The sequence below is a fragment of the Pantoea sp. RIT-PI-b genome, from assembly GCF_001187905.1.
Classification (GTDB): Bacteria; Pseudomonadota; Gammaproteobacteria; order Enterobacterales; family Enterobacteriaceae; genus Pantoea; species Pantoea nemavictus.
On the sequence record NZ_LGIS01000012.1, the window covers coordinates 82,048 to 105,796 of the forward strand.

General features: G+C 56.3%; 26 protein-coding genes. 18 read left to right on the forward strand and 8 right to left on the reverse strand.

Going from position 1 to position 23,749, the window contains the following annotated elements; translation table 11 throughout:
• Positions 1-112: 112 nt before the first annotated feature.
• The 4 genes from lldR to yniD all read left to right on the forward strand — a co-directional run bounded on the left by lldR (position 113) and on the right by yniD (position 2,767).
• Positions 113-901: a transcriptional regulator LldR gene (gene lldR, locus AC790_RS02085; RefSeq protein ID WP_049850780.1), complete on the forward strand. Its 789-nt coding sequence runs from the start codon at positions 113-115 to the stop codon at positions 899-901.
• Positions 898-2,088 (forward strand): FMN-dependent L-lactate dehydrogenase LldD, encoded by a 1,191-nt coding sequence (lldD, locus tag AC790_RS02090; RefSeq protein ID WP_049850781.1) that lies wholly within the window; start codon positions 898-900, stop codon positions 2,086-2,088. Before lldR ends, lldD begins: the two co-directional genes overlap by 4 nt.
• 63 nt (positions 2,089-2,151) lie before the next feature.
• A complete protein-coding gene (locus AC790_RS02095) occupies positions 2,152-2,580 on the forward strand; it encodes an OsmC family protein (protein WP_049850782.1) in 429 nt (142 codons plus the stop codon).
• A 79-nt stretch (positions 2,581-2,659) separates the two neighbouring features.
• Entirely contained in the window at positions 2,660-2,767 is a 108-nt protein-coding gene (gene yniD, locus AC790_RS25105; RefSeq protein WP_021507251.1) for a small membrane protein YniD, read from the forward strand.
• A gap of 114 nt (positions 2,768-2,881) precedes the next feature.
• On the opposite strand, the gene AC790_RS02100 is transcribed toward yniD, so the two are convergent.
• Both AC790_RS02100 and AC790_RS24950 read right to left on the reverse strand, forming a co-directional pair.
• Entirely contained in the window at positions 2,882-3,115 is a 234-nt protein-coding gene (locus AC790_RS02100) for a hypothetical protein (protein ID WP_007887092.1), read from the reverse strand.
• A 111-nt stretch (positions 3,116-3,226) separates the two neighbouring features.
• Positions 3,227-3,397 carry a hypothetical protein gene (locus AC790_RS24950; protein WP_007887091.1) on the reverse strand — a complete coding sequence of 57 codons (171 nt, stop codon included), beginning with the start codon at positions 3,395-3,397 and terminating at the stop codon, positions 3,227-3,229.
• Between the two features lie 198 nt (positions 3,398-3,595).
• Between AC790_RS24950 and AC790_RS24925 the strand changes: the two genes are divergently transcribed.
• Positions 3,596-3,778, forward strand: coding sequence for a hypothetical protein (locus AC790_RS24925; RefSeq protein ID WP_036620354.1), 183 nt, complete (start codon positions 3,596-3,598; stop codon positions 3,776-3,778).
• 33 nt (positions 3,779-3,811) lie between these two features.
• Here the strand turns inward: AC790_RS24925 and AC790_RS02110 are convergent, their stop codons facing one another.
• A complete protein-coding gene (locus AC790_RS02110) occupies positions 3,812-4,192 on the reverse strand; it encodes a helix-turn-helix domain-containing protein (RefSeq protein ID WP_049850783.1) in 381 nt (126 codons plus the stop codon).
• Between the two features lie 99 nt (positions 4,193-4,291).
• Here AC790_RS02110 and AC790_RS02115 point away from each other — a divergent pair, with 99 nt between their 5' ends.
• A complete protein-coding gene (locus tag AC790_RS02115) occupies positions 4,292-5,023 on the forward strand; it encodes an SDR family NAD(P)-dependent oxidoreductase (protein ID WP_007887085.1) in 732 nt (243 codons plus the stop codon).
• Positions 5,024-5,073: 50 nt separating this feature from the next.
• Here AC790_RS02115 and AC790_RS02120 read toward each other — a convergent pair whose 3' ends face one another.
• Positions 5,074-5,721, reverse strand: coding sequence for a CPBP family intramembrane glutamic endopeptidase (locus AC790_RS02120; RefSeq protein ID WP_049851201.1), 648 nt, complete (start codon positions 5,719-5,721; stop codon positions 5,074-5,076).
• A gap of 218 nt (positions 5,722-5,939) precedes the next feature.
• Here AC790_RS02120 and AC790_RS02125 point away from each other — a divergent pair, with 218 nt between their 5' ends.
• The 3 genes from AC790_RS02125 (at position 5,940) to AC790_RS02135 (ending at position 9,653) form a co-directional block, all read left to right on the forward strand.
• Positions 5,940-8,528 carry an EAL domain-containing protein gene (locus AC790_RS02125; RefSeq protein ID WP_049850784.1) on the forward strand — a complete coding sequence of 863 codons (2,589 nt, stop codon included), beginning with the start codon at positions 5,940-5,942 and terminating at the stop codon, positions 8,526-8,528.
• Between the two features lie 336 nt (positions 8,529-8,864).
• A complete protein-coding gene (locus AC790_RS02130) occupies positions 8,865-9,164 on the forward strand; it encodes an I78 family peptidase inhibitor (RefSeq protein ID WP_007887079.1) in 300 nt (99 codons plus the stop codon).
• 171 nt (positions 9,165-9,335) lie between these two features.
• Positions 9,336-9,653 carry a hypothetical protein gene (locus AC790_RS02135; RefSeq protein ID WP_082204262.1) on the forward strand — a complete coding sequence of 106 codons (318 nt, stop codon included), beginning with the start codon at positions 9,336-9,338 and terminating at the stop codon, positions 9,651-9,653.
• Positions 9,654-9,665: 12 nt separating this feature from the next.
• On the opposite strand, the gene AC790_RS02140 is transcribed toward AC790_RS02135, so the two are convergent.
• Positions 9,666-9,917, reverse strand: a complete 252-nt coding sequence (locus tag AC790_RS02140) for a biofilm development regulator YmgB/AriR family protein (protein WP_007887077.1) — start codon at positions 9,915-9,917, stop codon at positions 9,666-9,668.
• Positions 9,918-10,309: 392 nt separating this feature from the next.
• On the opposite strand from AC790_RS02140, the gene AC790_RS02145 reads away from it, so the two are divergent.
• Complete coding sequence (locus AC790_RS02145; protein WP_049850786.1) at positions 10,310-11,614, forward strand: multidrug efflux MFS transporter; 1,305 nt, start codon at positions 10,310-10,312, stop codon at positions 11,612-11,614.
• Here the strand turns inward: AC790_RS02145 and AC790_RS02150 are convergent.
• Entirely contained in the window at positions 11,553-14,633 is a 3,081-nt protein-coding gene (locus tag AC790_RS02150; protein WP_049850787.1) for a beta-galactosidase, read from the reverse strand. The two genes, AC790_RS02145 and AC790_RS02150, sit on opposite strands and share 62 nt — an antisense overlap.
• Before the next feature lie 252 nt (positions 14,634-14,885).
• On the opposite strand from AC790_RS02150, the gene AC790_RS24955 reads away from it, so the two are divergent.
• The 7 genes from AC790_RS24955 to AC790_RS02180 all read left to right on the forward strand — a co-directional run bounded on the left by AC790_RS24955 (position 14,886) and on the right by AC790_RS02180 (position 21,321).
• Complete coding sequence (locus tag AC790_RS24955; RefSeq protein ID WP_162838734.1) at positions 14,886-15,032, forward strand: hypothetical protein; 147 nt, start codon at positions 14,886-14,888, stop codon at positions 15,030-15,032.
• Positions 15,033-15,241: 209 nt separating this feature from the next.
• The gene (iraP, locus tag AC790_RS02155; protein ID WP_049850788.1) at positions 15,242-15,496 is read left to right on the forward strand and encodes an anti-adapter protein IraP; all 255 of its coding nucleotides are present in this window, start codon (positions 15,242-15,244) and stop codon (positions 15,494-15,496) included.
• 102 nt (positions 15,497-15,598) lie between these two features.
• Positions 15,599-15,901 (forward strand): PsiF family protein, encoded by a 303-nt coding sequence (locus AC790_RS02160; RefSeq protein WP_007887071.1) that lies wholly within the window; start codon positions 15,599-15,601, stop codon positions 15,899-15,901.
• 290 nt (positions 15,902-16,191) lie between these two features.
• Positions 16,192-17,715: a sodium:solute symporter family protein gene (locus AC790_RS02165; RefSeq protein ID WP_049850789.1), complete on the forward strand. Its 1,524-nt coding sequence runs from the start codon at positions 16,192-16,194 to the stop codon at positions 17,713-17,715.
• 1 nt (position 17,716) lies between these two features.
• Positions 17,717-18,490, forward strand: a complete 774-nt coding sequence (locus tag AC790_RS02170) for a glucosamine-6-phosphate deaminase (RefSeq protein WP_007887069.1) — start codon at positions 17,717-17,719, stop codon at positions 18,488-18,490.
• Positions 18,483-19,649 (forward strand): N-acetylglucosamine-6-phosphate deacetylase, encoded by a 1,167-nt coding sequence (locus AC790_RS02175; RefSeq protein WP_049850790.1) that lies wholly within the window; start codon positions 18,483-18,485, stop codon positions 19,647-19,649. The genes AC790_RS02170 and AC790_RS02175 overlap by 8 nt, the downstream gene beginning before the upstream one ends.
• Positions 19,650-19,794: 145 nt before the next feature.
• Positions 19,795-21,321 (forward strand): FAD-dependent oxidoreductase, encoded by a 1,527-nt coding sequence (locus AC790_RS02180; protein WP_049850791.1) that lies wholly within the window; start codon positions 19,795-19,797, stop codon positions 21,319-21,321.
• Between the two features lie 163 nt (positions 21,322-21,484).
• Here AC790_RS02180 and proC read toward each other — a convergent pair whose 3' ends face one another.
• The gene (gene proC, locus AC790_RS02185; protein ID WP_007887064.1) at positions 21,485-22,297 is read right to left on the reverse strand and encodes a pyrroline-5-carboxylate reductase; all 813 of its coding nucleotides are present in this window, start codon (positions 22,295-22,297) and stop codon (positions 21,485-21,487) included.
• Between the two features lie 147 nt (positions 22,298-22,444).
• On the opposite strand from proC, the gene AC790_RS02190 reads away from it, so the two are divergent.
• Positions 22,445-22,888, forward strand: a complete 444-nt coding sequence (locus AC790_RS02190; protein ID WP_007887063.1) for a YaiI/YqxD family protein — start codon at positions 22,445-22,447, stop codon at positions 22,886-22,888.
• Here the strand turns inward: AC790_RS02190 and AC790_RS02195 are convergent, their stop codons facing one another.
• Positions 22,889-23,587, reverse strand: a complete 699-nt coding sequence (locus AC790_RS02195) for a DUF2076 domain-containing protein (RefSeq protein WP_049850792.1) — start codon at positions 23,585-23,587, stop codon at positions 22,889-22,891.
• Positions 23,588-23,749: the final 162 nt, after the last annotated feature.

A 23,749-nucleotide genomic window follows, 5' to 3' on the forward strand; every position in this document is an offset into this window, starting at 1 on the left:
TAACGGGAAAAATCACGCGCCTATCGTTGCGTTGAGTTAACAATGCATTAACTATCTGGAACCTGAAATCCCGACCAAACGAATATTGGTCCTACCAATGGTGGAGGGTTCCATGAATGATAACTCGCCGCGCTTAGCGGATACGCTGCGCGCGCGGCTCTGCACGTGGATCAGTGAACATCAGCTGGAGCCGGGCATGCGTTTGCCCTCCGAACGCGCGCTGGCGGCGGAATTTGGTGCCTCACGTTCATCACTGCGTGAGGCGATTCAGCAGTTGATCACCAGCGGCGTGCTCGTTAGCAAACGCGGAGGCGGCACCTGGTTACGCCAGCCGCAGGCGCCGTGGTCGGAACAGCGTATCGTTGAGCCGATTCGTCAGCTGCTGGCCGCCGATCCCGACTATCGCTATGACATCCTGGAAGCGCGTCATGCCATTGAGGCCAGCACCGCCTGGCACGCGGCGTTACGCGCCACCGAATCCGATAAAGAGCGGTTGCGCTACGCCTTCGATGCGCTGTTGAAGATGAACGAGAGCGACGATCCCGATCTCGCGGCGCAGGCCGATCTGCGCTTCCATCTCGCTATCGCCGAAGCCTCGCACAATGTGGTATTGCTGCAAACCATGCGCGGCTTCTTCGATCTGCTGCAATCCTCGGTGCTGCACAGCCGCCAGCGCATGTATACCCATCCGGTGATTTTCAATCGCTTGCACGAACAGCATCAGGCGATGTTCGAGGCGGTGATGAGCGGTGACGCGGAAGCGGCGCGCCAGGCGGCGATGGATCACCTCGGCTTCGTGCATACCACCATGAAAACCCTGCATGAAGATGAAGCGCGTCAGGCGCGGATTACGCGTCTGCCGGGCCACGATTTACCTCAGCATAAGGAAAACAACGGATGATCATCTCTGCTGCCAGTGACTATCGCGCCGCGGCGCAACGCATCTTGCCGCCGTTCTTGTTTCATTATCTGGATGGCGGCGCCTATGCCGAGCACACGCTGAAGCGCAATGTCGCCGATCTCTCCGACGTGGCGCTGCGCCAGCGCGTGCTGAAAAACATGTCGGAATTGAGTCTTGAGACAAAGTTGTTCAACGAAACCTTATCGATGCCGGTCGCGCTGGCGCCGGTGGGCTTGTGCGGCATGTACGCGCGCCGCGGTGAAGTGCAGGCGGCACGGGCGGCGGCGCTGAAAGGTATTCCGTTTACGCTCTCTACCGTGTCGGTTTGCCCGATCGAAGAAGTTGCGCCAGCGATTAATCGTCCCATGTGGTTCCAGCTCTATGTGTTGCGCGATCGCGGCTTTATGCGCAATGCGCTGGAGCGTGCTAAAGCTGCCGGTTGTACCACGCTGGTGTTCACCGTCGATATGCCAACGCCGGGCGCGCGTTATCGCGATGCGCATTCGGGCATGAGCGGCCCGAATGCGGCACTGCGCCGTTACTGGCAGGCGGCAACGCATCCACAATGGGCGTGGGATGTCGGGCTACATGGCCGTCCGCACGATCTCGGCAATATCTCCACCTATCTCGGCAAACCGACCGGGCTGGAAGATTACATTGGCTGGCTGGCGAACAACTTCGATCCCTCCATTTCATGGCAGGATCTGGAGTGGATTCGCGAATTCTGGGATGGCCCGATGGTGATCAAAGGCATTCTCGATGCGGAAGATGCGCGTGATGCGGTGCGGTTTGGCGCCGATGGCATTGTGGTATCCAATCACGGCGGTCGTCAGCTGGATGGCGTGCTCTCCTCGGCGCGTGCGTTACCGGCGATTGCCGATGCGGTAAAGGGCGATATCACCATTCTGGCCGACAGCGGTATTCGTAGCGGTTTGGATGTGGTGCGCATGATCGCGCTCGGCGCCGACAGCGTGCTGCTGGGGCGCGCATTTGTCTATGCGCTGGCCACGCACGGCCAGCGCGGCGTCGAGAATCTGCTCAATCTGATTGAGAAAGAGATGAAAGTGGCGATGACGCTGACCGGTGCGAAATCCATCAAAGAGATTACTCAGGCTTCGCTGGTGCAGGCCAATGCGCTGCTGAGCGAGGCAGGATTAAGCCCGGCACGTCCACGCGCGGTGAGCTGAGAAAAGCAAAATCAGTCACGTTGTCTATACTCATTAGCTGTCGAACTAAACAGGAGGAATGACATGACCATTCATAAGAAAGGATCGGCCCATTGGGAAGGCGACATTAAAGGCAAAGGAACGGTAAGCACTGAAAGCGGTGTGTTGAGCAATCAACCATACGGTTTCAATACCCGTTTTGAAGGGCAGAAAGGCACCAACCCGGAAGAGCTGATTGGTGCAGCACATGCTGCTTGCTTCTCCATGGCGTTGTCGCTGATGTTGGGCAATGAAGGACATAAAGCGACCAGCATCGATACCACTGCGGATGTGTCGCTGGATAAAAAGGGCGACGGTTTTGCCATCACTAAAATCGCGCTGACCAGCGCCATTGTGCTGCCAGGCATTGATGATGCCAGGTTCGATGAGATTATCCAGAAAGCCAAAGCGGGCTGCCCGGTGTCTCAGGTACTGAACGCTGAAATCACGCTCGACTACACGCTGAATAAATAATCGCCCTATTGGGTGACCAGCGTTAGAATTAACGGTGCGCCTGAGGGCGCATCGTTGCTTTCTGTCGTCTGGAGGATGCGTGGCAAAAAAACTGGCTGCAACTAAACACTGGAAAATGATTGTGGTGCTGTTGTGCATCTGCGGTGCGCTAATGCTGATTCGCTGGGCTGCGATGATATGGGGATGAAGGACTGGATTGGCAGTCACAAGCTCGGCGTGCTGGTGATGGTGATTTTGGTACTGGAGTTACTGCATTATCTGCTCACGGCGTCATGGTTACCGTGGCAGCTTGGCTAATCAATCAGGCGTATTCGCCATCGGTATGACGAACGTTACGGACACTGCTGCGCGCAATGCGATAGGCCTTGCGCGGATCGCCCGCCACGAACTCAAACGTGGGCGAGAAGTAGAACGGCAGCCAGCCGCCGAAGCCGCTTTCCCACTCCCAGCGCACGGGGCAGGGCCACAGGATGCCATCATACAAAATGTAGTAAACCCAGCGTCCGTTTGGACGACGGGGGCGAGATGTTTTCATTGGATTCACAACGATAATAGTGAAAAGCAGCTTATATTTTGAACGCTACAACCCATTCTTGCAATGCCGCCTGGCTGTTTTTTGCGCGACTGTAATAAAACTGGCACCGAATTAACGGTGCACTTCGCCACAAAGTAAGACCACGTTTGGCCGGACTTTATGGATGCGATCGGCCATCTGCTCACAGGCCACTTTGGTCGGATAGATGCGCTCCGAAACCGGCAAGGCGTCACAGGCATCATGCCCACACGCGCTCACTAACAAAACAAAACCAATCAGCATAATCAGACTCCTTTAACACCTTCTCGCTGGTACGGAATGTGTGGCTGGTCGTTCCCTTTTTTGATCCAGTATAGCTAAACGCGTCGGGAGTCAATTATCACCCTGAGCGGCTTTCTTGTCCGGTCGGCAAGATTATACGCTGCGCGGCGCGCATCCGTAGCGTAATCTGGGCTAAACTGTGCGGCCCTGATAAAAACGATGAGTGAGTTAACCATGTCGAACGAAATTGCCCATCCGGCCAGCAGCCCAAAACAAGCCGCCCTGCAGCTGGTGATTGAACTGGTCCGTGCAGGAAAGCTGAGCCCGCTGCACGGCGATGCTTCCAATATGATCTCTATCTACGAGCAGTTTAAAAACCATTTCGAAGCGGAAAAAGAGTAGTTCTTGCGCCTGCGGTCGCCATCATTGGCGGCCCTACGCTAGCTCATCCGTATGGGTGCGATCGTACTCTTCCTGCGCACGCTCCAGTGATGGACCATGTTCCAGCGCCCAATCATACAGGGCGATAAACGGCTGCTGCAGCGTCTGCGCCAGCGGCGTCAGGCTGTATTCCACACCGATTGGCGCCGTGTTCAACACTTCACGATTCACCAGCCCATTGCGCTCCAGCCGCTTTAACGCATCCGCCAACGCTTTGTGGGTGATGCCGTCCAGCCGACGACGAATCTCGTTGAAACGCGACGGCTTAGTACAGAGCACGGTGAGAATTAAAATCGACCATTTATTGGTGATGTGCTCCAGCACCGGACGAGTTTTTCCTATATCTCTCAAGCTGTTACCGTCGATCTCTGCCATGGCGATATACTCCGCGATATCTGGTATAAACAAAGTGCGTAATTGTTATTAAGTATAAAATATATACCATCTGTTTTCTACCCAAACAGGAGAGTGCAGATGAGCAGACTGGAAAACAAAGTAGCGGTGGTGCTGGGCGGTGCGAAGGGGATTGGACTGGCAATTAGTCAGCGGTTTGCCCGCGAAGGCGCCACGACCTGGTTTACATCGCGTCGTGATGAAGAATTACAGGCCGCCAGCAGCACCATTACCGGCAATGCGCACCCGTTGCGTGCCGATGTGAGCCAGCAGAGTGAACTGATCCGTGTTATTGAGACGATTAAGCGTGAGTCCGACCAGATTGATGTGCTGGTGATTAACGCCGGGATGGCCGAGTACGCCACCATTGATGAGATTGGCGCGGAGCATTTCGACCAGATCTTCGGCCTCAACGTGCGCTCGCCGGTGTTTGCGCTGCAGGCCGCGCTGCCGCTGCTGAAGCCCGGCGCCAGCGTGGTGCTGATAGGGTCGATCGCTGATGTCATTGGCACCCAAGGGTATGGCGTTTACAGCGCCAGCAAAGCCGCGCTGCGCTCCTTTGCCCGCACCTGGACGCGCGAGCTTTCGGCGCGCGGCATCCGCATCAATGTGGTGGCGCCGGGCCCGATCGATACCGAGATGATGCAGGCGGCCTCCGAAGAGGTGCGCATTGGCATCACCAGCACCATTCCGCTCAGTCGCATGGGCCAGCCGGAAGAGGTGGCGAACGTGGCGCTGTTCCTTGCCAGCGATGAGAGCAGCTACATTGCCGGTGCCGAGATTTGTGTGGATGGCGGGCTGACGCAGGTGTGAGGGAATTGATGCAACTCAACGGCCATCGCAGGATGGCTGTTTTTTGGGTATCAGGCGAAATACCAGGCGGGCAGGATAGCGATCAGGTTATTTAGCGTATGCAGGAAAATTGGCAGCGCCAGGCTGTTACTGCGCAGGCGTGCATAACACAGCAGCAGTGAAAACAGCGTTAACGCAACCAGCGTTTCCCAATGCACATATTGAGTATGCATGGCGGCGAACAGCAGAGAAGTGAGCAGCATGCAGGCAAAGCGGCTTCGCGGCGCCCACAGCAGAAAACCTTGCAGCAGGAATCCCCGGAACAACACCTCTTCAAACACCGGCGCCAGTAATACCGCAGTGAGCAGCAGAATCAGCATTGAGCTGCGTCCCTGCTGCGACTGGGCGATCAGCCAGCCTTCCGGCTGCAAAAACTGAGTCTGCGCCACCATCAAAGCGAACAGCAGGCCGATAAACAGCAGCCCCTGCATCGGGCGCACAAATCCAAGCGGAATATCACTACGACGCTGGCAGTAAAAGCGGTACAGCGGATAGATCACCGCAAACTCTACCAGGCAGAGCACCGGCATCAGCAAGCCATTGGTGCGCAGCATCCCATAATTGGGAAACAGCGTAACCAGCATGGTCACGAGGTAATAGACCACAAAGCTACCCACGTAAAACAGCGTTAACGTAACTTTGTCGGATTGGGTGTCCATAGGCGACTCAGCGAGCAGAGGAGAGCGCATAGTAGCAACGCCGATCACCGCTGTCGAGGTGGTGTGCTGCACATTTGCGCTGCTCAAATATTCCACCAGCAAGACTAAATCTGCGGCGCGCCGGGCCGATAACCGATCAAACCCTTACAGGGTGGAGATGTGCGCCGTGTTCGTCATCATCCGCCTTTTTTGCTGCCTGTATTCTACGAGCATTACGCATGAATTCTGAGTTTCACCGTCACGCGGGCCTGGCCGCCAGGGCTAATATGGAAGCACACACGGTTAAGGTGACGCGGCGCAGCCTACGCACCTTATCCTCGCTGCTGTTTGGCGTGCTGCTGCTCTCGGTGATGATGGTGCTGGTTATCGCGCATCGCCAAAACCGCGACTCCATTCAACAGGACGCCAATCTAATGCGCCAGGCCTGGCAGCAGCAACAGCAGGAGATGATTGTCGATGCGCGTGATTACGCTAACTGGGGCGAAGGCTGGAAAAACCTGCATCTGACGGTCAATAAAGTCTGGGCGTGGGACGAAGAGAACTTTGGTCCTGGGCTTTATAATGAGTATCACTACGACGGCGTGTTTGTGGTCGATGGCAGCGGGAAAACCCGCTATGCGGTGATTCGCGGTAAATTATCTGATGCTTCTCTCGAGAGTTGGTTAGGCGGGCGAAGTTCGCTGTTGCTGAACACGGCGCGCACGCTACGCGATGGTATCGCGCGCAATGCGATCGTTGAGAATAACCCGGCGATTATCGTCGCCGCGCCAATTACACCGGGCAAAGTGCCCGATCTTCCTACTATTGCTGGCCCCGCGTCGGTGATGATTTTCGTCAATATTTTTACCCCGGATAAACTGCATGCGTTAGGCAAATCTCTTAACGTGATTGAACCGCGCATTGCCAGCGATTTAAACGATGCCCTGTTTGAGCCACGTCTGGTTGAACCGGTGCTGCAGGGCGAATCATTGGTACTGCGCTGGAAGCCGAAAGATCCCGGATTTGGCGTGATCTGGATGATGATGCCGCTGTTGCTGTTTACGGCGCTGGCCGTGACGCTGGTGACGCGCCGCGTGATCCGTCACGCGTTACACAACGCGGTCATTTCCGATCGTCGCTTTGAAATGCTGGCTGTCAGCCAAAGTGAACTCGCTGATAGCGAAGAACGTTTTCGTGATTTGGCGGAAGCGGCATCGGACTGGATTTGGGAGATCGACGACCAGGGCCGCCTGCGCTATCTCTCGTCGCGCTTTACTGCGGTTACTGGCCATCAGGTAAAGAGTTGGATGGGACGCTCACTTGATCAACTCATCAGCCATCCCAGCCATTCGTTGGTGTCATGGTTGATGCATCAAGAGGAAGAAGTGCAGCGCGTGCCGCTGCGCTGCCAGTTTATGTCGGCCAGTGGTGAACGGCGCATTGGGCAATTAATGGCGAAAACAATTCGTCGTAATGGCCTGCGTGCCGGTTTCCGCGGCACGGTTTCAGATATCACTCATGAAGTGGATGCCGAAGCGCGAATTCAATTCCTGTCACGTCACGATATGCTGACGGGATTGGCCAATCGCGTTCAGCTGCAGGAGTATTTGACCACTTATCTGGAGAGCGTTAGCGAAGAGGATCCGCTGTTTGTCATCAGCTTTGACCTCGATGAGTTCAAACCGATTAACGATACCTGGGGCCACTCGGTGGGTGATGCGGTGCTGAATGAGATCTCCCAGCGGTTGAAAAATCTGCTGGCGCCGAATGAGCTGGCGGCCCGGCTTGGCGGCGATGCCTTTATTCTGCTGCTGCGCGAAACTACCCGTGCTGGCGTTGAGTACCGCTGTCGAGCATTGCAACGCACCGTTCATCAACCGATTATCAGCGGATCGCATCAGATCAATTTAACCGCCAGCATGGGTATCGTCTCTGCGCCGCAAGATGCCGCACAACCGGAAGCGCTATTGCGACTGGCAGACATCGCGCTCAGCCAGGCACGCAGTGCCGGGCGCAATCAATGGATGTGGTATTCCAGCGATATGGCAAATCACCTGCAATCGAAGCGTGACATGGTACAGGCAATAGAAGCAGCATTGAAAAATAAAGCTTTTTCACTGCACTATCAGCCGCGCTATCAGCTACAGAGCGGAAAGCTGGCTGGCGCGGAAGCGCTAATCCGCTGGCAGCTGGAAGATGGTCAATGGATCACGCCGGATCGCTTTATTCCGTTGGCGGAAGAAAAAGGATTAATAACTGCGATTAGCGATTGGGTGCTGATGCGTGCCTGCCTCGATGCCTACCATTGGGGTGAACAACGTTACGTCTCAGTTAACATTTCACCGGTTGAGTTCCGAGCCAACGATCTGGTGCAGCGCGTGGCGCATGCACTGCGTATCAGCGGATTACCCGCCACGCGGCTGGAACTGGAGATTACCGAAAACGTCACCTTCGAGAATCCGGATCGCGCGCTGGAGATCATGCAAGGTTTACGTGCGCTTGGCGTGCGGCTCACGGTGGATGATTTTGGCACCGGCTATGCGGCGTTGGGTTATCTGAAAACCTTTCCGTTCAACGGGCTGAAAATCGATCGCTCCTGGATGAAGGAGTTCCCGGAATCGCAGCAGGCGCAATCGGTAGTGGCGGGGATTGTTGGATTGGCGCGCGCGTTTGCACTCACCATCACGGCAGAAGGCATTGAAACTGAAGCGCAGTTAAAAGCGCTCAAAGCGCTCTCTTGCGAAGAAGGGCAGGGATATTTTCTGGGACGACCTATGCCGTTAGCCGCGTTTAATGCCCGGCTCAGGGAAGAAGTTTTAATCAATTAATGTCGCACATCATAGCTACCGTCTTGAACGTCAAACGGTAGCTACAAATGTGCCTTACGACTAACGCACTCTAATGGCAACAAAAGTCATCAGCGCGGCGAAGCCGACAAAAATAACCAGTTCCATAATCGCCTCCCACTCAGAAAATTCTTAGTTAATTGTAGTGTCTGGCAGATTGATTTTTAGACAGCTTGTGCGATTAATCCTAATTTATGCGAAGAAGATCGCGCTTTTTCCCTCATTTCTGCGACCAATCTGCTGTAAAAGTTTCCGTTTCACGGTCACGCTTTGCTACTCTCAAAAACCGGTTGTCTATTAATCCAGGAGGAGAAACTTGTGACCCATTATGGAAAAGCGCTACTGGTTACGGCCTTTTTTGCCCTGACCGCTTGCCAGTCTGCCAGCAAACCTGACACCAGCGCGGCGGCCAGCCACGATCCCGAAACCGATCAGTGCGGCGCATCGCAATATCAAAACTATGTAGGGCAGCCGCTATCGGCGCTCGACAATAAGCGCTTTGAAGTCCCGGTGCGTGCTATACCGTGGAATTCAGCGGTAACGATGGATTTCAATCTGCGTCGGGTAAATTTCGCGGCGGATCAGAGCGGTAAGATTTCCCGGGTGTACTGCGGTTAACATCAAAACGACATTGCATTGTCATCTGGCTGTCACAGCGCCGGGCGAGGATAGCTGCGCACTACGGAGATTTCCTCGTCACTCTCGAATATGCAATGCTCGTCTTATTTCTTCCCGCTACGGCGGGAATTTTTTTATCTTTCGGCCTGCAAAGCTGATTGAGGAGTGATGATGAAAAAGAGCGGAACGTTGCTGCTGTTAACGCTGTTATTAAGCCCGCTGGCGAATGCCTCGAGCGAAGCAGCGTGGCAGCAAAACGACAAAAATATGCAGCAAAGCTGCCTTAAGGCCAGTGGCCTGAAGACAGCTAAAGTGGTGGGTAAGCCGATTCAGTATGATGACCGCGTGGGTTTTGATGCGCTGCTGCTGGAGGGGCGCTATCCGCAAAAGCACATGAAAAACCAGCTCGGCCGCGAACTGTGCCTGTACCAGCGTCAGAGCGGCAAAGCGTTTGTCAGCGAAGCCGACCATCTGCGTGCGGTAAAATAGTGCCTTGGGCCGCTACTTCTGCGGCCCCGATTCCAGCAGTTTCGCCAGCAGATTGCGATAGCTCTGCAGCTGCTGTTCATCCCCTTCAAATTCCAGCTTGTCGATCACCCGCGCAATAATCGCTTTGCTGGTGGCAGGTTGCCCGTCATCCATCAGTTCGCGCATGATCGCCGCCAATACATCGCTTTCATGCGGTGCATGCCAGGCGGGGCTATTGAAGTAGTCGGTAATCGCCCGACTGGCGCTGTTTGGCTGGGTTCTCATAGCTGACCTCCGCAGAGACAACGATGCCCGCCGCCAGATAATGGCAGCATGGGGAAATATGGGTTAATCATGCGGACTGTCCAGAACGGGCAGCACGTCGCCAGTGATCACTGGTGGTTTTTTAAACATAGATGCGGTGATGAATAATGTCAGTAACGAGAAGACATATTTTTTCACGTTTGCCGGGCGTTGCGATGCGCTTATCTTGCGGCAGGCATTGTTTCAGCACATAAAGACACTAAAAAACGGGCTTCTGACATGATTTGCTGTGAGCAGAATCACGCTCAACAGCGGAAAACTGCGTTTTTTACCCCATGCCATGTTTTGCCGTCCGGTAATGTTACGAGATTGTTAGACTTAAGCCTCGTTCTATTCTGCTGATGCTCACGCCCATGTTACGCTCCATCGAGTCCTGGAAAGTTAATCTGATATCAGTCTGGTTTGGCTGCTTTTTCACCGGCCTCGCCATCAGTCAGATCATTCCCTTCCTGCCGCTGTATGTTGAAGAACTCGGGATTCGTGGCGGTAACGCGCTGAGCGTATGGTCAGGACTCACCTTCAGCGTCACCTTCATTGTTTCTGCCGCCGTGGCGCCATTATGGGGCAGCCTTGCCGACCGCAAAGGGCGCAAGCTGATGCTGCTGCGCGCGTCATTCGGCATGGGCGCGGTGATTCTGTTGCAGGCGTTTGTTACGCAGGCGTGGCAACTGCTGCTACTGCGTGCGCTGATGGGACTCACTTCTGGCTATATCCCCAATGCGATGGCGCTGGTGGCGGCGCAGGTGCCGCGCGAGCGCAGCGGCTGGGCGCTGAGCTGCGTCTCTACCGGGCAAATCAGTGGCGTGATCCTTGGACCGATGATTGGCGGGTTGCTGGCTGACTGGCTCGGTTTGCGCATGGTGTTTATCGTCACCGCGGTGTTGTTGATGGTGAGCTTCCTCGTCACGCTATTCCTGATTAAAGAGACCGGTTATACACCGGTGAGCAAGAAGGACAAACTGAGCGGGCGCGAGGTGTTTCGTAGCCTCGATAACCCGCGCCTGATGATGTGCCTGTTTGTTACCACCATGGTGATTCAGATGTGCAACGGCTCGGTAAATCCGATTTTGACGCTGTTTGTACGCGAGCTGGCGCCGAATGCGCAAAACATCGCCTTTCTCAGTGGCGTGATTGCCGCGCTGCCGGGCGTGTCGGCGCTGATCTCCGCGCCACGGCTCGGCAAGCTCGGCGATCGCATTGGTACGCAACGTATTCTGATCGCCACCATGATCGTTTCGCTGGTGCTGCTGGTGGCGATGTCCTTTGTCACCAGCGCCACGCAACTTGGCGTGCTGCGTTTCCTGCTCGGTTTTGCCGATGGCGCCATGATGCCCGCGGTGCAGACGCTGCTGGTGCGTCATTCGCGCGATAACATCACCGGGCGCATTTTCGGCTATAACCAATCGTTTATGTACCTGGGAAATGTTGCGGGGCCGCTGCTGGGCGCGGCGGTATCAGCGGCCACCGGATATCGCTGGGTGTTCTTCGCCACGGCGATGGTGGTGTTAGTGAACGTGGTGTTGCTGCGTCGCTTCTATCGCCGCCCGAAAACCACGCTGACTCCACCGCGGAGCCAGCGTGATGCGGCGGAAAAACCTACTGACGCAACTTCAGCGCGTAGTGCCAGCGCTGCTGAGAAAGCAAAAACTCCGGGCTGACGCTCGGGCTCCAGGAGTCGTCACCGCCGACGCCCATATGGAAGCCGTCGAGGTGCAGCCAGCAGCCATCCTCTTCCTGTAATAAGTGGCGATGCGAGGTTGCGCGCAGCTGTTCAAGGCTGTAACGACTGAGCGAGAAAGCGAAGTCGCCGCTGACCTGCAAGTCACCGCTCTGCAACTGACGCGTGCCGCAGCGCAAGCCATTTTCACCCGGGAATACGTAGGCGGTGCTCAGCGCGGCCAGCGGCAACTGCCAGCGTGAGAACTGCGCTGCTAGCTGGCGATCTGGATAGTTCTCGTGCGGGCCTAAGCCGAGCCAGCTCACCTGCTGTGGTGCTTTCACCCACTGACAACGTAGACCGATGCGGGCCGGTGGCGGCAAGCCGGGCGCCTGCTCCACGCTCACGCTTACCGACAACTCCCCGTTGCTGCCGATCTGATAACGTTTGTGACTGGTGAAGATCAGTTGCCCGTTAGCCTGCCACTGATGCCAGGTTTCAATCAGCACGCTGTGTTTCAGGCTATCGACCTGCATATCCACCAGCACCGCTTCCAGCTGATCATATCCCGCGCGTTTCCAGCGCTCGATCCACGCATTGGGATCAACGTTGGCGGCTTCGCTGGTACCAATGTCGTTATCAATTGGCGCACGTATAAAGCACTCCTGCAGCGGCGTTAACAGCGTTTCGGCATCATCAACAAACCATTGCACCAGCTCGCCGCTGCGGCGGGAGAAGTGCCAGCGCTGCTGCGGCAGCACCACCGCGACCAGATCGTGATTAGCGATCAGCTCGGGCGCGGTGGTGCTAATTTCAGCTACGCGCTCAGGTAACGCGGCGGGCAGCGGCCACTGATCCCAGGCGACGCGCGCCTCGGCCTCAGACCACGGCGTGGCGTTGAGCTGATAAACCGCCAGGTTCAGCCAGGCGTTGCCCTGCAGCTTCTCACTGACTGGCAGCGTAAACGACTGGCTACCTTGTGGCGCGAGATCGAGCGGCAATTCACCGCTGGCGCGGGCGACGCCATCTTGCTCAATCGACCAGCGCAGCACTTCATTATCGCTACGGCGGAACAGATATTCGCTGGTGACGGTAAAGCGCCAGGCATCCTGGCTATCGCGCTGAAACTGGAAGAATTGCTGTGCGCGTTGGGCTTCAAACAGCGCCGGATGTGGTGAGCGATCGGCAAACACCAGGCCATTCATGCAGAACTGGCGATCGTTCGGCGTGTCGCCAAAATCGCCGCCGTAGGCTTGCCATGGCTCGCCATTATCGTCGTAGCGCGTCAGGCTTTGATCGACCCAGTCCCAGACGAAGCCGCCTTGCAGGCGCGGGAACTGACGGAAAGCCTGCCAGTATTTGGCGAAACCACCCAAGCTGTTGCCCATCGCATGCGCATATTCACACAGAATCAGCGGGCGCGTTTCGCCCGGCAGGCCAATCCATTTTTTCAGTGACCACTTCGGCACGGCCGGGAAGGGCTGATCCTGATCGACGCGTGCGTACATCGGACAGACGATATCGGTGGCTGCGGTATTCGCACCGCCGCCTTCGTACTGCACCGGACGTGTAGGATCGCTGCTTTTCACCCACTGGTAGAGCGCATCGTGCGTGCTACCGTGCCCGGATTCATTGCCCAGCGACCAGATAATGATGCAGGCGTGATTGCGATCGCGCTGCACCATGCGCGTCACGCGCTCGCTGTAGGCCGCGAACCAACGCGGATCGCTCGAGAGCCGGTTCATCGGCTGCATGCCGTGCGTTTCAATATTGGCTTCATCCACCACGTACAAACCGTACTCATCGCACAGCCGATACCACAGCGGATGATTAGGATAGTGGGCGCAGCGCACCGCGTTGAAGTTGTGGCGCTTCATCAGTTCGATATCGCGCCGCATGCTGGCTTCATCCACCACCTGCCCATTTTCCGGATGATGTTCGTGGCGGTTCACGCCGCGAATCAGCAGCGGTTTGCCGTTCAGGCAAAGCTGGCCGTTCTCAATGCTGACGCGACGGAAGCCAACGTCATACGCTTCGGCTTCCAGCAAGGCGCCATTTTCATCCAGCAGGGCAACCACTGCGCGATAAAGATGCGGCGTTTCGGCGCTCCACAGCAGCGGCTGAGTGATGGGCAGCACCAGCAACGCACGTTCGGGATAATGACCGCGCTCATCAATGATGTCGCTGCCCGGCGCCTGCTCCTGCTCAGCAACGCATTTTTCACCGAGCCACAAACTGACGCGTAATCGACACTGCGCAGGCTGACGTGTGCCCGGCTGGATCCTGACGTTCACACGCAGGTCACCGCGCAGATATTCCGGGCTAAGTGCGGTTTCAAGCTGCACATCGGCGAGCTGGGTTGCTGGTTTATGCAACAGGCTGACGTCACGGAAGATGCCGCTCATGCGCCACATATCCTGATCTTCCAGATAGCTGCCATCGCTCCAGCGCAGCACCATCACCGCTAAGCGATTCTGACCTGGCTGCAGCGCGCGGCTGAGGTCAAATTCAGCGGGCAGGCGGCTGTCCTGCGAATAGCCGATCCATTGTCCGTTGCACCACAGGAAGAAAGCTGAATTCACGCCATCAAAGATAATGCGCGTCTGGCCATGCTGCAGCCAGTTATCATCCACTTTGAATGTGAGCGAATAACATCCGGTGGGATTTTCTTTCGGCACAAAAGGCGGTGTCACCGGAATCGGATATTGCACATTGGTATAAATGGGGGCGTCGAAGCCGTGTAGCTGCCAGTTAGCGGGCACCGGCAACGTTTGCGCGTCCGGCAGATCCTGCAGCAGCCAGCTTTGCGGCACCGCTTCAGGTTGGATGAAGTAGCTAAATGTCCATTGGCCATTCAGCATCAGCCGCGAGGGAGAAGGACGATCGTCACGCGCCTGGGTTTCATCGCGCCAACTGGCAAACGGGGGATGCGCATCCAGCCGGTTTAGGCTGGTGATCACCGGATTTTCCCAGTCACGGCGCGCCAGAATTTCGCTGAGGGACACAGCAGATAAGGTCATGATGAGATCTCATATTTTGTAATGCGCTCACATTGCGTGAAATTGCCTCGGCTGTAAAGCCATCTGCCGCGATTTTGCGCGCTGAGTGGCAGGCCGTGATGGCGCCTCTGTGATGTTTTAGCCGCTTTAGTGCCAGTAAATTGTTAAGCGTGGTGAGCGGAGATGAATAGCGCCGGGTTGCGGAGAATTCTGTATTGTCGCGCCCGGTGCGGCCTCATACACTCAGCCCGATTTCACCATTCCGAGGTAATTATGGTTCGTATTATTAAATTCGCCGCAGTTGCGGCACTGGTCACCGCGCTGAGCGGTTGCATTTTCCCACCTCCGGGCGGCGGCTGGGGCGGCGGTCATGGGCATGGCGGTGGCGGGCCGGGACGTGGCTTTATGGGGCCGCAATAATGAGCGCCAGCGTTAATTAATTTAGCCAGCGAAACGTTTCAATAAATAAAGGACTCGCCAGTGAAACGTTTCGCCGTTACATATTGATATTGCATCTCTTTTTTCGCGCTGCGGCTAATCTATTTTTTACGCAAAATACCGAATAATTGTTGTTGTTTTATTCCGCTCAATGCTAACGTCTGTTTTTCTTCTCTCATTGAGCTTGTCGCATGAAAAACCTGATTGCGGAACTCCTTCTAAAGCTGGCTGAAAAAGAAGAAGAGTCTAAAGAATTAGTGGTTCAGGTAGAGGCGTTAGAGATCGTGGTCACCGCGATGCTGCGCAAACTGAACCCCGAACAATTCCATGAAATTGCCACCGGTATTAAATTAGCGATGCCGCCCGTGGCGCCTGCAGCTGAAACGCCTGATACCACCCTGCTGCGTAATTATGTAGAGAAGCTGCTGGACCATCCGCGGGTATAAAGATTTTCGCCTGTTTTTACCGGCGAATGTCGTTATCGATTTCTCGTATTGACTTATTCCGTGCCATGCTTAGTGGGCAATAATGCTATGGAGAATCCGGTAATGAAATCGTGTCTTTTGGCAATAATGACAGCAGGCTTGCTGATTGCAGGCGGAGCGAGCGCGGCAGAGAAAACCGCGCAGCAGGAAAAAATGACCACGTGTAACCAAAGCGCCGGTACACAAAATCTGAAAGGCGATGCGCGTAAAAGCTTTATGAGTGACTGTCTGAAAAAAGACAGCAAAATGGGCAATATGACGCCGCAACAAATGAAGATGAAAACCTGTAATGCTGATGCGGGCGATAAAAAGCTCACTGGCGATGCGCGTAAAACCTTTATGAGTTCATGTCTGAAAAAGAGCTGATTTAATTATTGGCTAAAGTGTGCGATGCCTTTAGATAACGGCAGCTGAAATATATTAAGGGTTCATGTTTATCATGAACCCTTTCTTATTGCAGTTAACCGCAGCATGGATATATTCAGGTTTACTTATCACGTCAGAGGAAAAACTCATATCAGGATGTTCATCACAAAAACGCCGCCACAACGCTGGCAGGATGCATTAGTCCTAAATAATGACTAATTCGGTCAAACCCGCTCAATCCCTGCGAAGCCAGACCGTTCGTTGGGCAGCCTTTACCTGTGGAGTCTGCTATGAATGTGCTTGATTATGCTGTGATGGCGCTGTACGCGCTGATGATTGTGGCTATTACCCTGTGGGCGATGCGCAAGGTGGGCAGCACGCGCGATTTCTTTGCCGCCGGCGGCAAAATGCCGTGGTGGTTGTCGGGCGTGTCGCATCACATGTCGGGCTACAGCGCTGCGGTATTTGTGGCTTACGCGGCGGTAGCTTACAACATGGGCATCACCATCTATTTCTGGTGGGCCTTTCCGATAGCCATCGCCGTGCTGATTGGCTCGCGTCTCTTTGCCCCGCGCTGGGCGCGACTGCGCATTTATATGAACATCGAATCGCCGATGGAATATCTCGCCACGCGCTATAACCTGCCAACGCAGATGGTGCTGGCGTGGAGCGGGGTGCTGCTGAAAACCTTCGATGTCGGCGCGAAGTGGGCGGCGATTGCGGTGATTATCAACGTCTTCACCGGGCTCGATCCGCTGATAGGTATTTGTGTTTCCGGGGTGCTCAGCTTGTTTTACACCGTGATGGGCGGCTTGTGGGCCGATGCCTGCAACGATTTCGGTCAGTTTGTGGTGCAGTTTGTCGCCGCCATTGTAATGGTGGTGGCGGTGGCGATGCATCTTGGCGGTTTTGGCGAGCTGTTCACCATTTGGCAGCGGCTGCCGCCAACCCATACGCAGATCATTCAGGAACCCTATACCCTCGGCTTTGTGCTCGCCTATTTCGTCATCTATACCCTGAGCTACAACGGCGGTACCTGGAATCTGGCACAGCGCTTTATTGCTGCGCCCGCCGGCCGCGATGCCCGCAAGGCGGCGCTGCTCTCCTCGGCTCTCTATCTTATCTGGCCGTTAATTCTGTTCTGGCCGATGTGGGCCGCGCCGCTGCTGTTTCCTGGCCTGAGCGATCCGTCGCGCTCTTATTCGATGATGGCGATGGAACTGCTGCCGAATGGCTTAGTAGGGCTGGTGCTGGTGGCGATGTTCACGCATACGCTATCGATGACCTCCTCTGATGCCAACGCCATTACCGCCGTCGTCACGCGCGATATTCTGCCGGGCATGCTGCCGAGGCGCTTTCAGCGCGGTAAAAGTTCGCTGCTGGTGGCGCGACTCACCGCCTTTCTGTTCATTATCACCACGCTGGTGATTGCCATGAACGCCAGCCATTTCGGCGGCGTGCTGTCACTGCTGATCGTCTGGTTTGGTGGTCTGGTCGGTCCGATATCAATCCCGATGCTGCTCGGGCTGCTACCGGCCTTTCGTCGCAGCGGTAGCGCCGCCGCGCTGGTGAGTTGGGCGGTGGGGGTTGGCACCTTCTTCTGCGTGAAATTTATCTTTACCGATGTCAGCACCGCAACGGTGGTCGCTGCGCCGGTGATGTCATCGCTGGTGCTGTTTATCGCCATGGGTTGGCTGCGCCGTGCGCCGGTTCGCCCGGAAGTGGATCAGCTGCTGAACGCCCTGAATCAGGATCAGGATGCGACCGCCGATAAACGCTGGCCGCAGAAAACCAATGTTTCTCAGGAGGGATAACATGACGCTATTACAACAGGGAAAAAAAGAGCGTTTGGAGGTCAAACGCTTCGCCAGTCGCGCTGCGCTAGGCGCTGAGGCAGCCCAGGACGTGGCGATGTATCTGCGCCAGCGGCTGAGTGCACAACCGCTGGTGCGTATGGTGTTTGCCGCTGCGCCGTCGCAAAACGAGTTTCTTGCCGCGCTGGCTGTGGCGCCGGACATCGACTGGTCACGCATTCACGCCTTCCACATGGATGAATACATCGGACTTGATCCCGCTGCGCCGCAGCGTTTCAGCCAGTTTCTGCGTCAGCACCTGTTTGATGTGGTGCAGCCGGGCGAAGTCCATCTGATTCCCTCCAGCGGCGATCCGGCGGCAATCTGTTCTGCGTACAGTCAACAGCTTAACGCCGCGCCGATTGATGTGGTGTGTCTGGGGATTGGCGAGAACGGCCACTTAGCCTTTAACGATCCGCCGGTGGCAGACTTCAGCGATCCTTACAGCGTTAAGGTGGTGCAACTGGATGATGCATGCCGCCAGCAGCAGGTCAACGATGGCTGTTTTGCCACCTTCGCAGCGGTGCCGACGCATGCGGTGACGCTGACCATTCCGGCCTTGATGAGTGGGGCGCGCCTGTTCTGCATGGTGCCGGGCGCCAGCAAACGTGCGGCGGTGCAGGCAACGCTCAATGACGCTATCTCCACGGCTTGTCCGGCAACCCGGCTGCGCCAGCATCCGCACTGCACGCTGTATACCGATAGCGCTGCCTGCCCGGAGGTGACATTTGACTAACACCATTTTGCGCGGCCGTGATTACCGCACGTTGCAACCCATCGAGCTGGAGATTCAGCACGGTAGCATTGCTGAGGTGCGCGCGCTGAGCGCACTCGATGACGATATTATCCTCGCGCCGGGTTTTGTCGACCTGCAGGTCAACGGTTTTCAGGGCGTCGATTTCAACCACTTTCCTTTTAGTGAGCAGGATGTACTGCACGCCACGCGCGCGCTGTGGCAGCAGGGCGTGACCAGCTATTTGCCGACGGTAATCACTGCCAGTCCGCTAGAGATTACGCACGCGATGCAGCGGCTGGCCAGCGCTTGCCAGCAGCATCCTGAGGTGGCGCATGCGGTGCCGGGTTTTCATCTGGAAGGGCCGTTTCTGTCGCCAGAAGATGGACCGCGTGGTGCGCACCCGCGCGAGGCGATTCGCGCGCCGGATATCGCGCTGTTCGATAGCTGGCAGCAGGCGGCGCAGCGGCGCATCCGGCTGTTAACGCTGTCGCCGGAGTGGCCGCAAAGCGACGCGCTGATCCGGCATTGCGTGGCGCAGCAGGTGCGCGTTGCGATTGGTCATACTGCGGCAACCTCTGAGCAGATTCGCGCAGCGGTAACTGCCGGCGCTACGCTTTCCACCCATCTCGGCAACGGCGCGCATCTGCAGCTGCCGCGGCATCCAAATTACATCTGGCAGCAGCTGGCTGAAGATGCGCTGACGGCCACGCTGATTGCAGATGGCGACCATCTGCCGCCGGACGTGCTGAAAGTGTTTTTGCGCGCCAAAGGCGAGCAGGCGCTGCTGGTCAGTGACGTGACGTCCTTCGCTGGGCAGCCACCGGGCATTTATCACACTGCCATCGGTGGCCGCGTGCAGCTTAGCGCCAGCGGTCGTTTGAGTCTGGCGGATGCGCCGCAGTTGCTGGCGGGTTCAGCGCGTGGGCTACTGGACGGGGTCAACTTCCTGCTGCGCGAGAAGTTGGTTCCGCTGGCGCAAGCCATTGAGATGGCATCGATACGACCAGCGTGCCAACTCGCTCTGCCGCAGCAGCAGGGTTTGGCTGCCGGAGCGCCCGCCGATCTGCTGCTGCTGGCACCGCAAACGGATGGCAGCGTGCAGCTGCGCGGCTGTGTAAAACAGGGCGAGTGCGTGTGGCGACATGACGCAGCGGCCTGACAATCGCAGATTATCTTTTACTATTTAACAACCAGTTAACTACCGCTGCGCTTTGTTATTGCGGACAAATCACCACGCTTTGCCAGGCTTACTCTTTGTAGGGATTTGCTGTCTACATCAAAAACCAGAAGAAAGGAGGCCTATCGTGAGCTATCAAACCGTCGTGGAACTCAAGTCGCTGGCGCAGCGCAAACCCACCAAATTTACCGTTGGCGACACCGATGTGGTGTTGATTCGTGACGATGAGCGCGTGCAGGCATTTCAGGCCAAATGCCCGCATGCCGGTGCGCCGTTAGAGCAGGGCGCGGTATGTGGTGACAAGCTAATCTGTCCGTGGCACAAAGCGGTGTTTCAGCTGCAGGATGGCCAGATGTGTGAGCCGCTGGCATTAGCCAATTTAAAACGTTATCCAGTGCGGGTTGAACAGGGCAAAGTGCTGGTCAATCCGCAGGCGATGGCGCCCGCCAGTGCACCATCCGCTCAGGGAACTTCGCCAGTGTGCGTGATTTTAGGTTCGGGCGCGGCGGGCAGCGCGGCGATCTGGACGCTGCGTGATGAAGGTTTTAGCGGGCAGATTGTGTTGGTCGAGCGTGAATCAGAGGCACCTTACGATCGCACGGCGCTAAGCAAGTTTGTGCCGTCCGGCAAAATGGCAATTGAAGAGGTGCCGAAACTCCTCAAGCAGGATGTCCTGGGCGCGGTACAGCGCATTCAGGGGGATGTGGAGCAGCTGAAAGCGCTGGAGCAAACGCTGATCCTTAAGGGCGGTCAGCAGGTGAAGTTCGATCAACTGCTGATTGCCAGCGGCGGCGTGCCGCAATCGCTGGACATTGCAGGCAAGGATCTGGACGGCGTGCATCTGCTGCGCTCTCTCAATCAGGCCGATGAACTGCTGAAAGAGGTGGATAAAACCGAACAGCTGGTGATTATCGGCAACAGCTTTATTGGCATGGAGATGGCCGGATCGCTACGTAATCGTGATGTTGAGGTCACGGTGATTGCGCGTCATCCGCTGCCGTTTGCCAAACAGTTTGGCGAAGAGATTGGCCGTCACTTTTACGATCTGCACCGCAGCAACGGGGTGAAATTTGTTGAGGGCGATCCAGTGGCGCTGGAAGGCGAGGGCAAAGTCAGCGCTGTGCGCCTGAAAAGTGGCAAGACGGTAGAGGCCAGCCTGGTGCTGTTCGGTACCGGCGTGGTGCCCGCAACCCAATTCATTCACGACCTGCCGCTCGAAGAGGATGGCAGCTTACTGACGGACAGTCAGCTACGCGTGGCGGATAACATTTGGGTGGCCGGTGATATCGCCAGCTACCCTTCGGTGCGTGGCCCGCAACGTATTGAGCACTATCGCGTGGCACATCAGCAGGGGCGTATCGCGGCACTGAATATGTTGGGTAAACAGATATTGTATGACCGCGTGCCATTCTTCTGGACCGCGCACTACGGTACCCGTTATGAGTATTTGGGGCATGCGGAGGAGTGGGATGATTATCGCCTGCTGGGATCGCTGCAGGATAAGCGCTTTATCGCTTTCTATTGCCGCGAAGGGATGATTGCGGCGGTGTGTTCTGCCGGGCTGTATACGTTGACGGCAGCGCTGGTGCACGAGATGCAGCACCCGATGACGCTGGCGCAGGGGATTGCGCTGTATGAGGCGTATCAGGGTTAAAGTTCGCGCTGCCCCTCACCCTTCTCCCGCCAGCGGGAGAAGGGGCCGCCCGAGCTCACTATTTCCTCTCCCGCTGGCAGGAGAGATAGATGCTGCAACATGCTCGATCGGTTCCCTCTCCCGCAGGCGGGAGAGGGTTAGGGTGAGGGGCAAACCGCTCCAATCACTGCTTACTCAACGCCTCTGACTTCGCCATGCAAGCCTGCATCGCGTTAATCACTGCGGCGCGGAAGCCTTTCTCTTCCAGCACTTTTACCGCTTCAATGGTGGTGCCGCCTGGCGAACACACCCGATCTTTCAGCACGCCCGGATGCTCGCCGGTTTCTAGCACCATCTGCGCTGAGCCTTTTACCGCCTGCGCCGCGAACTGATACGCCTGTGCACGCGGCATGCCGCCGAGCACCGCGGCATCCGCCATCGCTTCAATAAACATAAACACATACGCCGGTGCCGAACCGCTTACGCCAACTACCGCGTGAATCAGATATTCATTCACCACCGCCGCTTTGCCGAAGCTCTCGAAAATGGCGACCACTTCATCCACTTCATGCGCTTCCACCAGCACGTTAGGCGTCACAGACGTCATGCCTTCATTCACCAGCGACGGCGTATTGGGCATCACGCGAATGATTTTGCGATCGTGGCCTAAAACAGAAGCCAATGAATCGAGCGTCACACCCGCCGCAATCGATACCACCAGCACATCTTTTTTCAGTTGACCGGCAAGATCTTTCAGCACTTTGAGAATCACATTGGGTTTCACCGCGCCAAACAGGATATCGACTTCACGCGCCAGGCTTTCAACGCTCTCTGCGGCGGTGATGCCGTACTGTTGCGCCATCGCCTGATTGGTGGCCGGTTTGCGGTCAAATACCAGGATATTGGCCGGGGCGATCTGCCCGCTGTTCACCAGTCCGCTGATGATAGCTTTCGCCATATTGCCGCAGCCGACAAACCCGATTTTTTTCTCCAGCATCGCTTTATCCTCTAAGTGGTTCATTTTCTGTGGGGGTAAGCTTACGTCAGCGAGGATTAATAACAAGGCAGGCAGACCGCAAAAACAGTTGCCATTCTGCCGCAGCACGGCAAGATCAGCCTCATTGTCTGCGAAAAAGGAGTCATCATGTCGATTTGGGTTGATGCGGATGCCTGTCCCAATGTCATCAAAGAGGTGTTGTACCGCGCTGCGGAGCGCACCAAAGTCACCGTGACGTTTGTCGCTAACCAGCCGCTGCGCGTGCCGCCTTCGCCGTGGCTGAAAACGCTGCAGGTGGCTGCCGGTTTTGACGTGGCCGATAATGAGATTGTGAAACGCGTGCAGCCTGGTGAGCTGGTGATTACCGGCGATATTCCGCTGGCAGCGGAAGTGCTGGAGAAAGGCGCTGCGGCGTTGAATCCGCGCGGTGAACGCTATTCGCCGGATACCATCCGTCAGCGCTTAACCATGCGTGACTTTATGGAAACGATGCGTGCCAGCGGGATTCAGAGTGGCGGTCCGTCGACGTTGAGCCAACGCGACCGCCAACTGTTTGCTAATGAACTGGATAAGTGGTTACGCCAGCGCTAATCAGACGAAGCTGTCATCGTCGTCAAAGTCGCCACCGCTGCTAAAATCGCCGAAATCATTGTTATCCGCCAGGTTGTTATCCCAACCCGAATTATCATTGAGAAACGCGTTGTTACTGTCGTTGCCGTTGAAGGTATCGAGGCTGTTATCGACCTGCGGCAGCGCCGGTTCGTTAATGATGTTAACGATCTCTTCCGGTTGCGAATGGTGGAACATGCTGGTCAGCATATCCGCCATCCCCACGCCCCCCGCCACGCCAACTGCCGTTTGCAATGCGCCGCCGAGGAAGCCGGTGCCGCGCGCCGGCGCTGCACCGTATTGCTGCTGTGGCGGGGGCGCATACTGCTGCTGAGGCTGCGGCGGTGGCGTGCCCCAGGCTGGGGGTTGCTGAGAGGCTGCTGGACGCGAACCGCCCCCCAACAGGCTTGAAAGAAAACCGCCGCTGCTCTGCTGTGGCGCCTGTTGCTGTTGCGCCTGCGCCAGACGATTTTCCAGATCCGGGACCTGTGCATTGAGCTTTTTCAGCGCCGCTTCCTGAATCAGGATCGCCTGCGACATGTAGTAAAGCGCGCCAGGCTGATTCTGTAAATGCTGTTTGATCAACTGCTCTGCGCCTGCATCACGCGGGCCGCTTTGGCTTTCAGCCTGTTTCAGTCGGCTGAACAGGCTTTCAATCAATTGTTGTTCTTCGTTTTGCATGGGAAACCTCCATTTACGGTATGGCTCAATATATGAGGGCGCGACCCAGGAAAGTAAATCAGCGGCCTGGTAAGGAAATGTTGCCCGCTCTTACATTTTCGGCGATGCACGATTCATGCATTGTTTTCCGCTGGTTAATCAAGCGAATAGCCCAGGATGTGA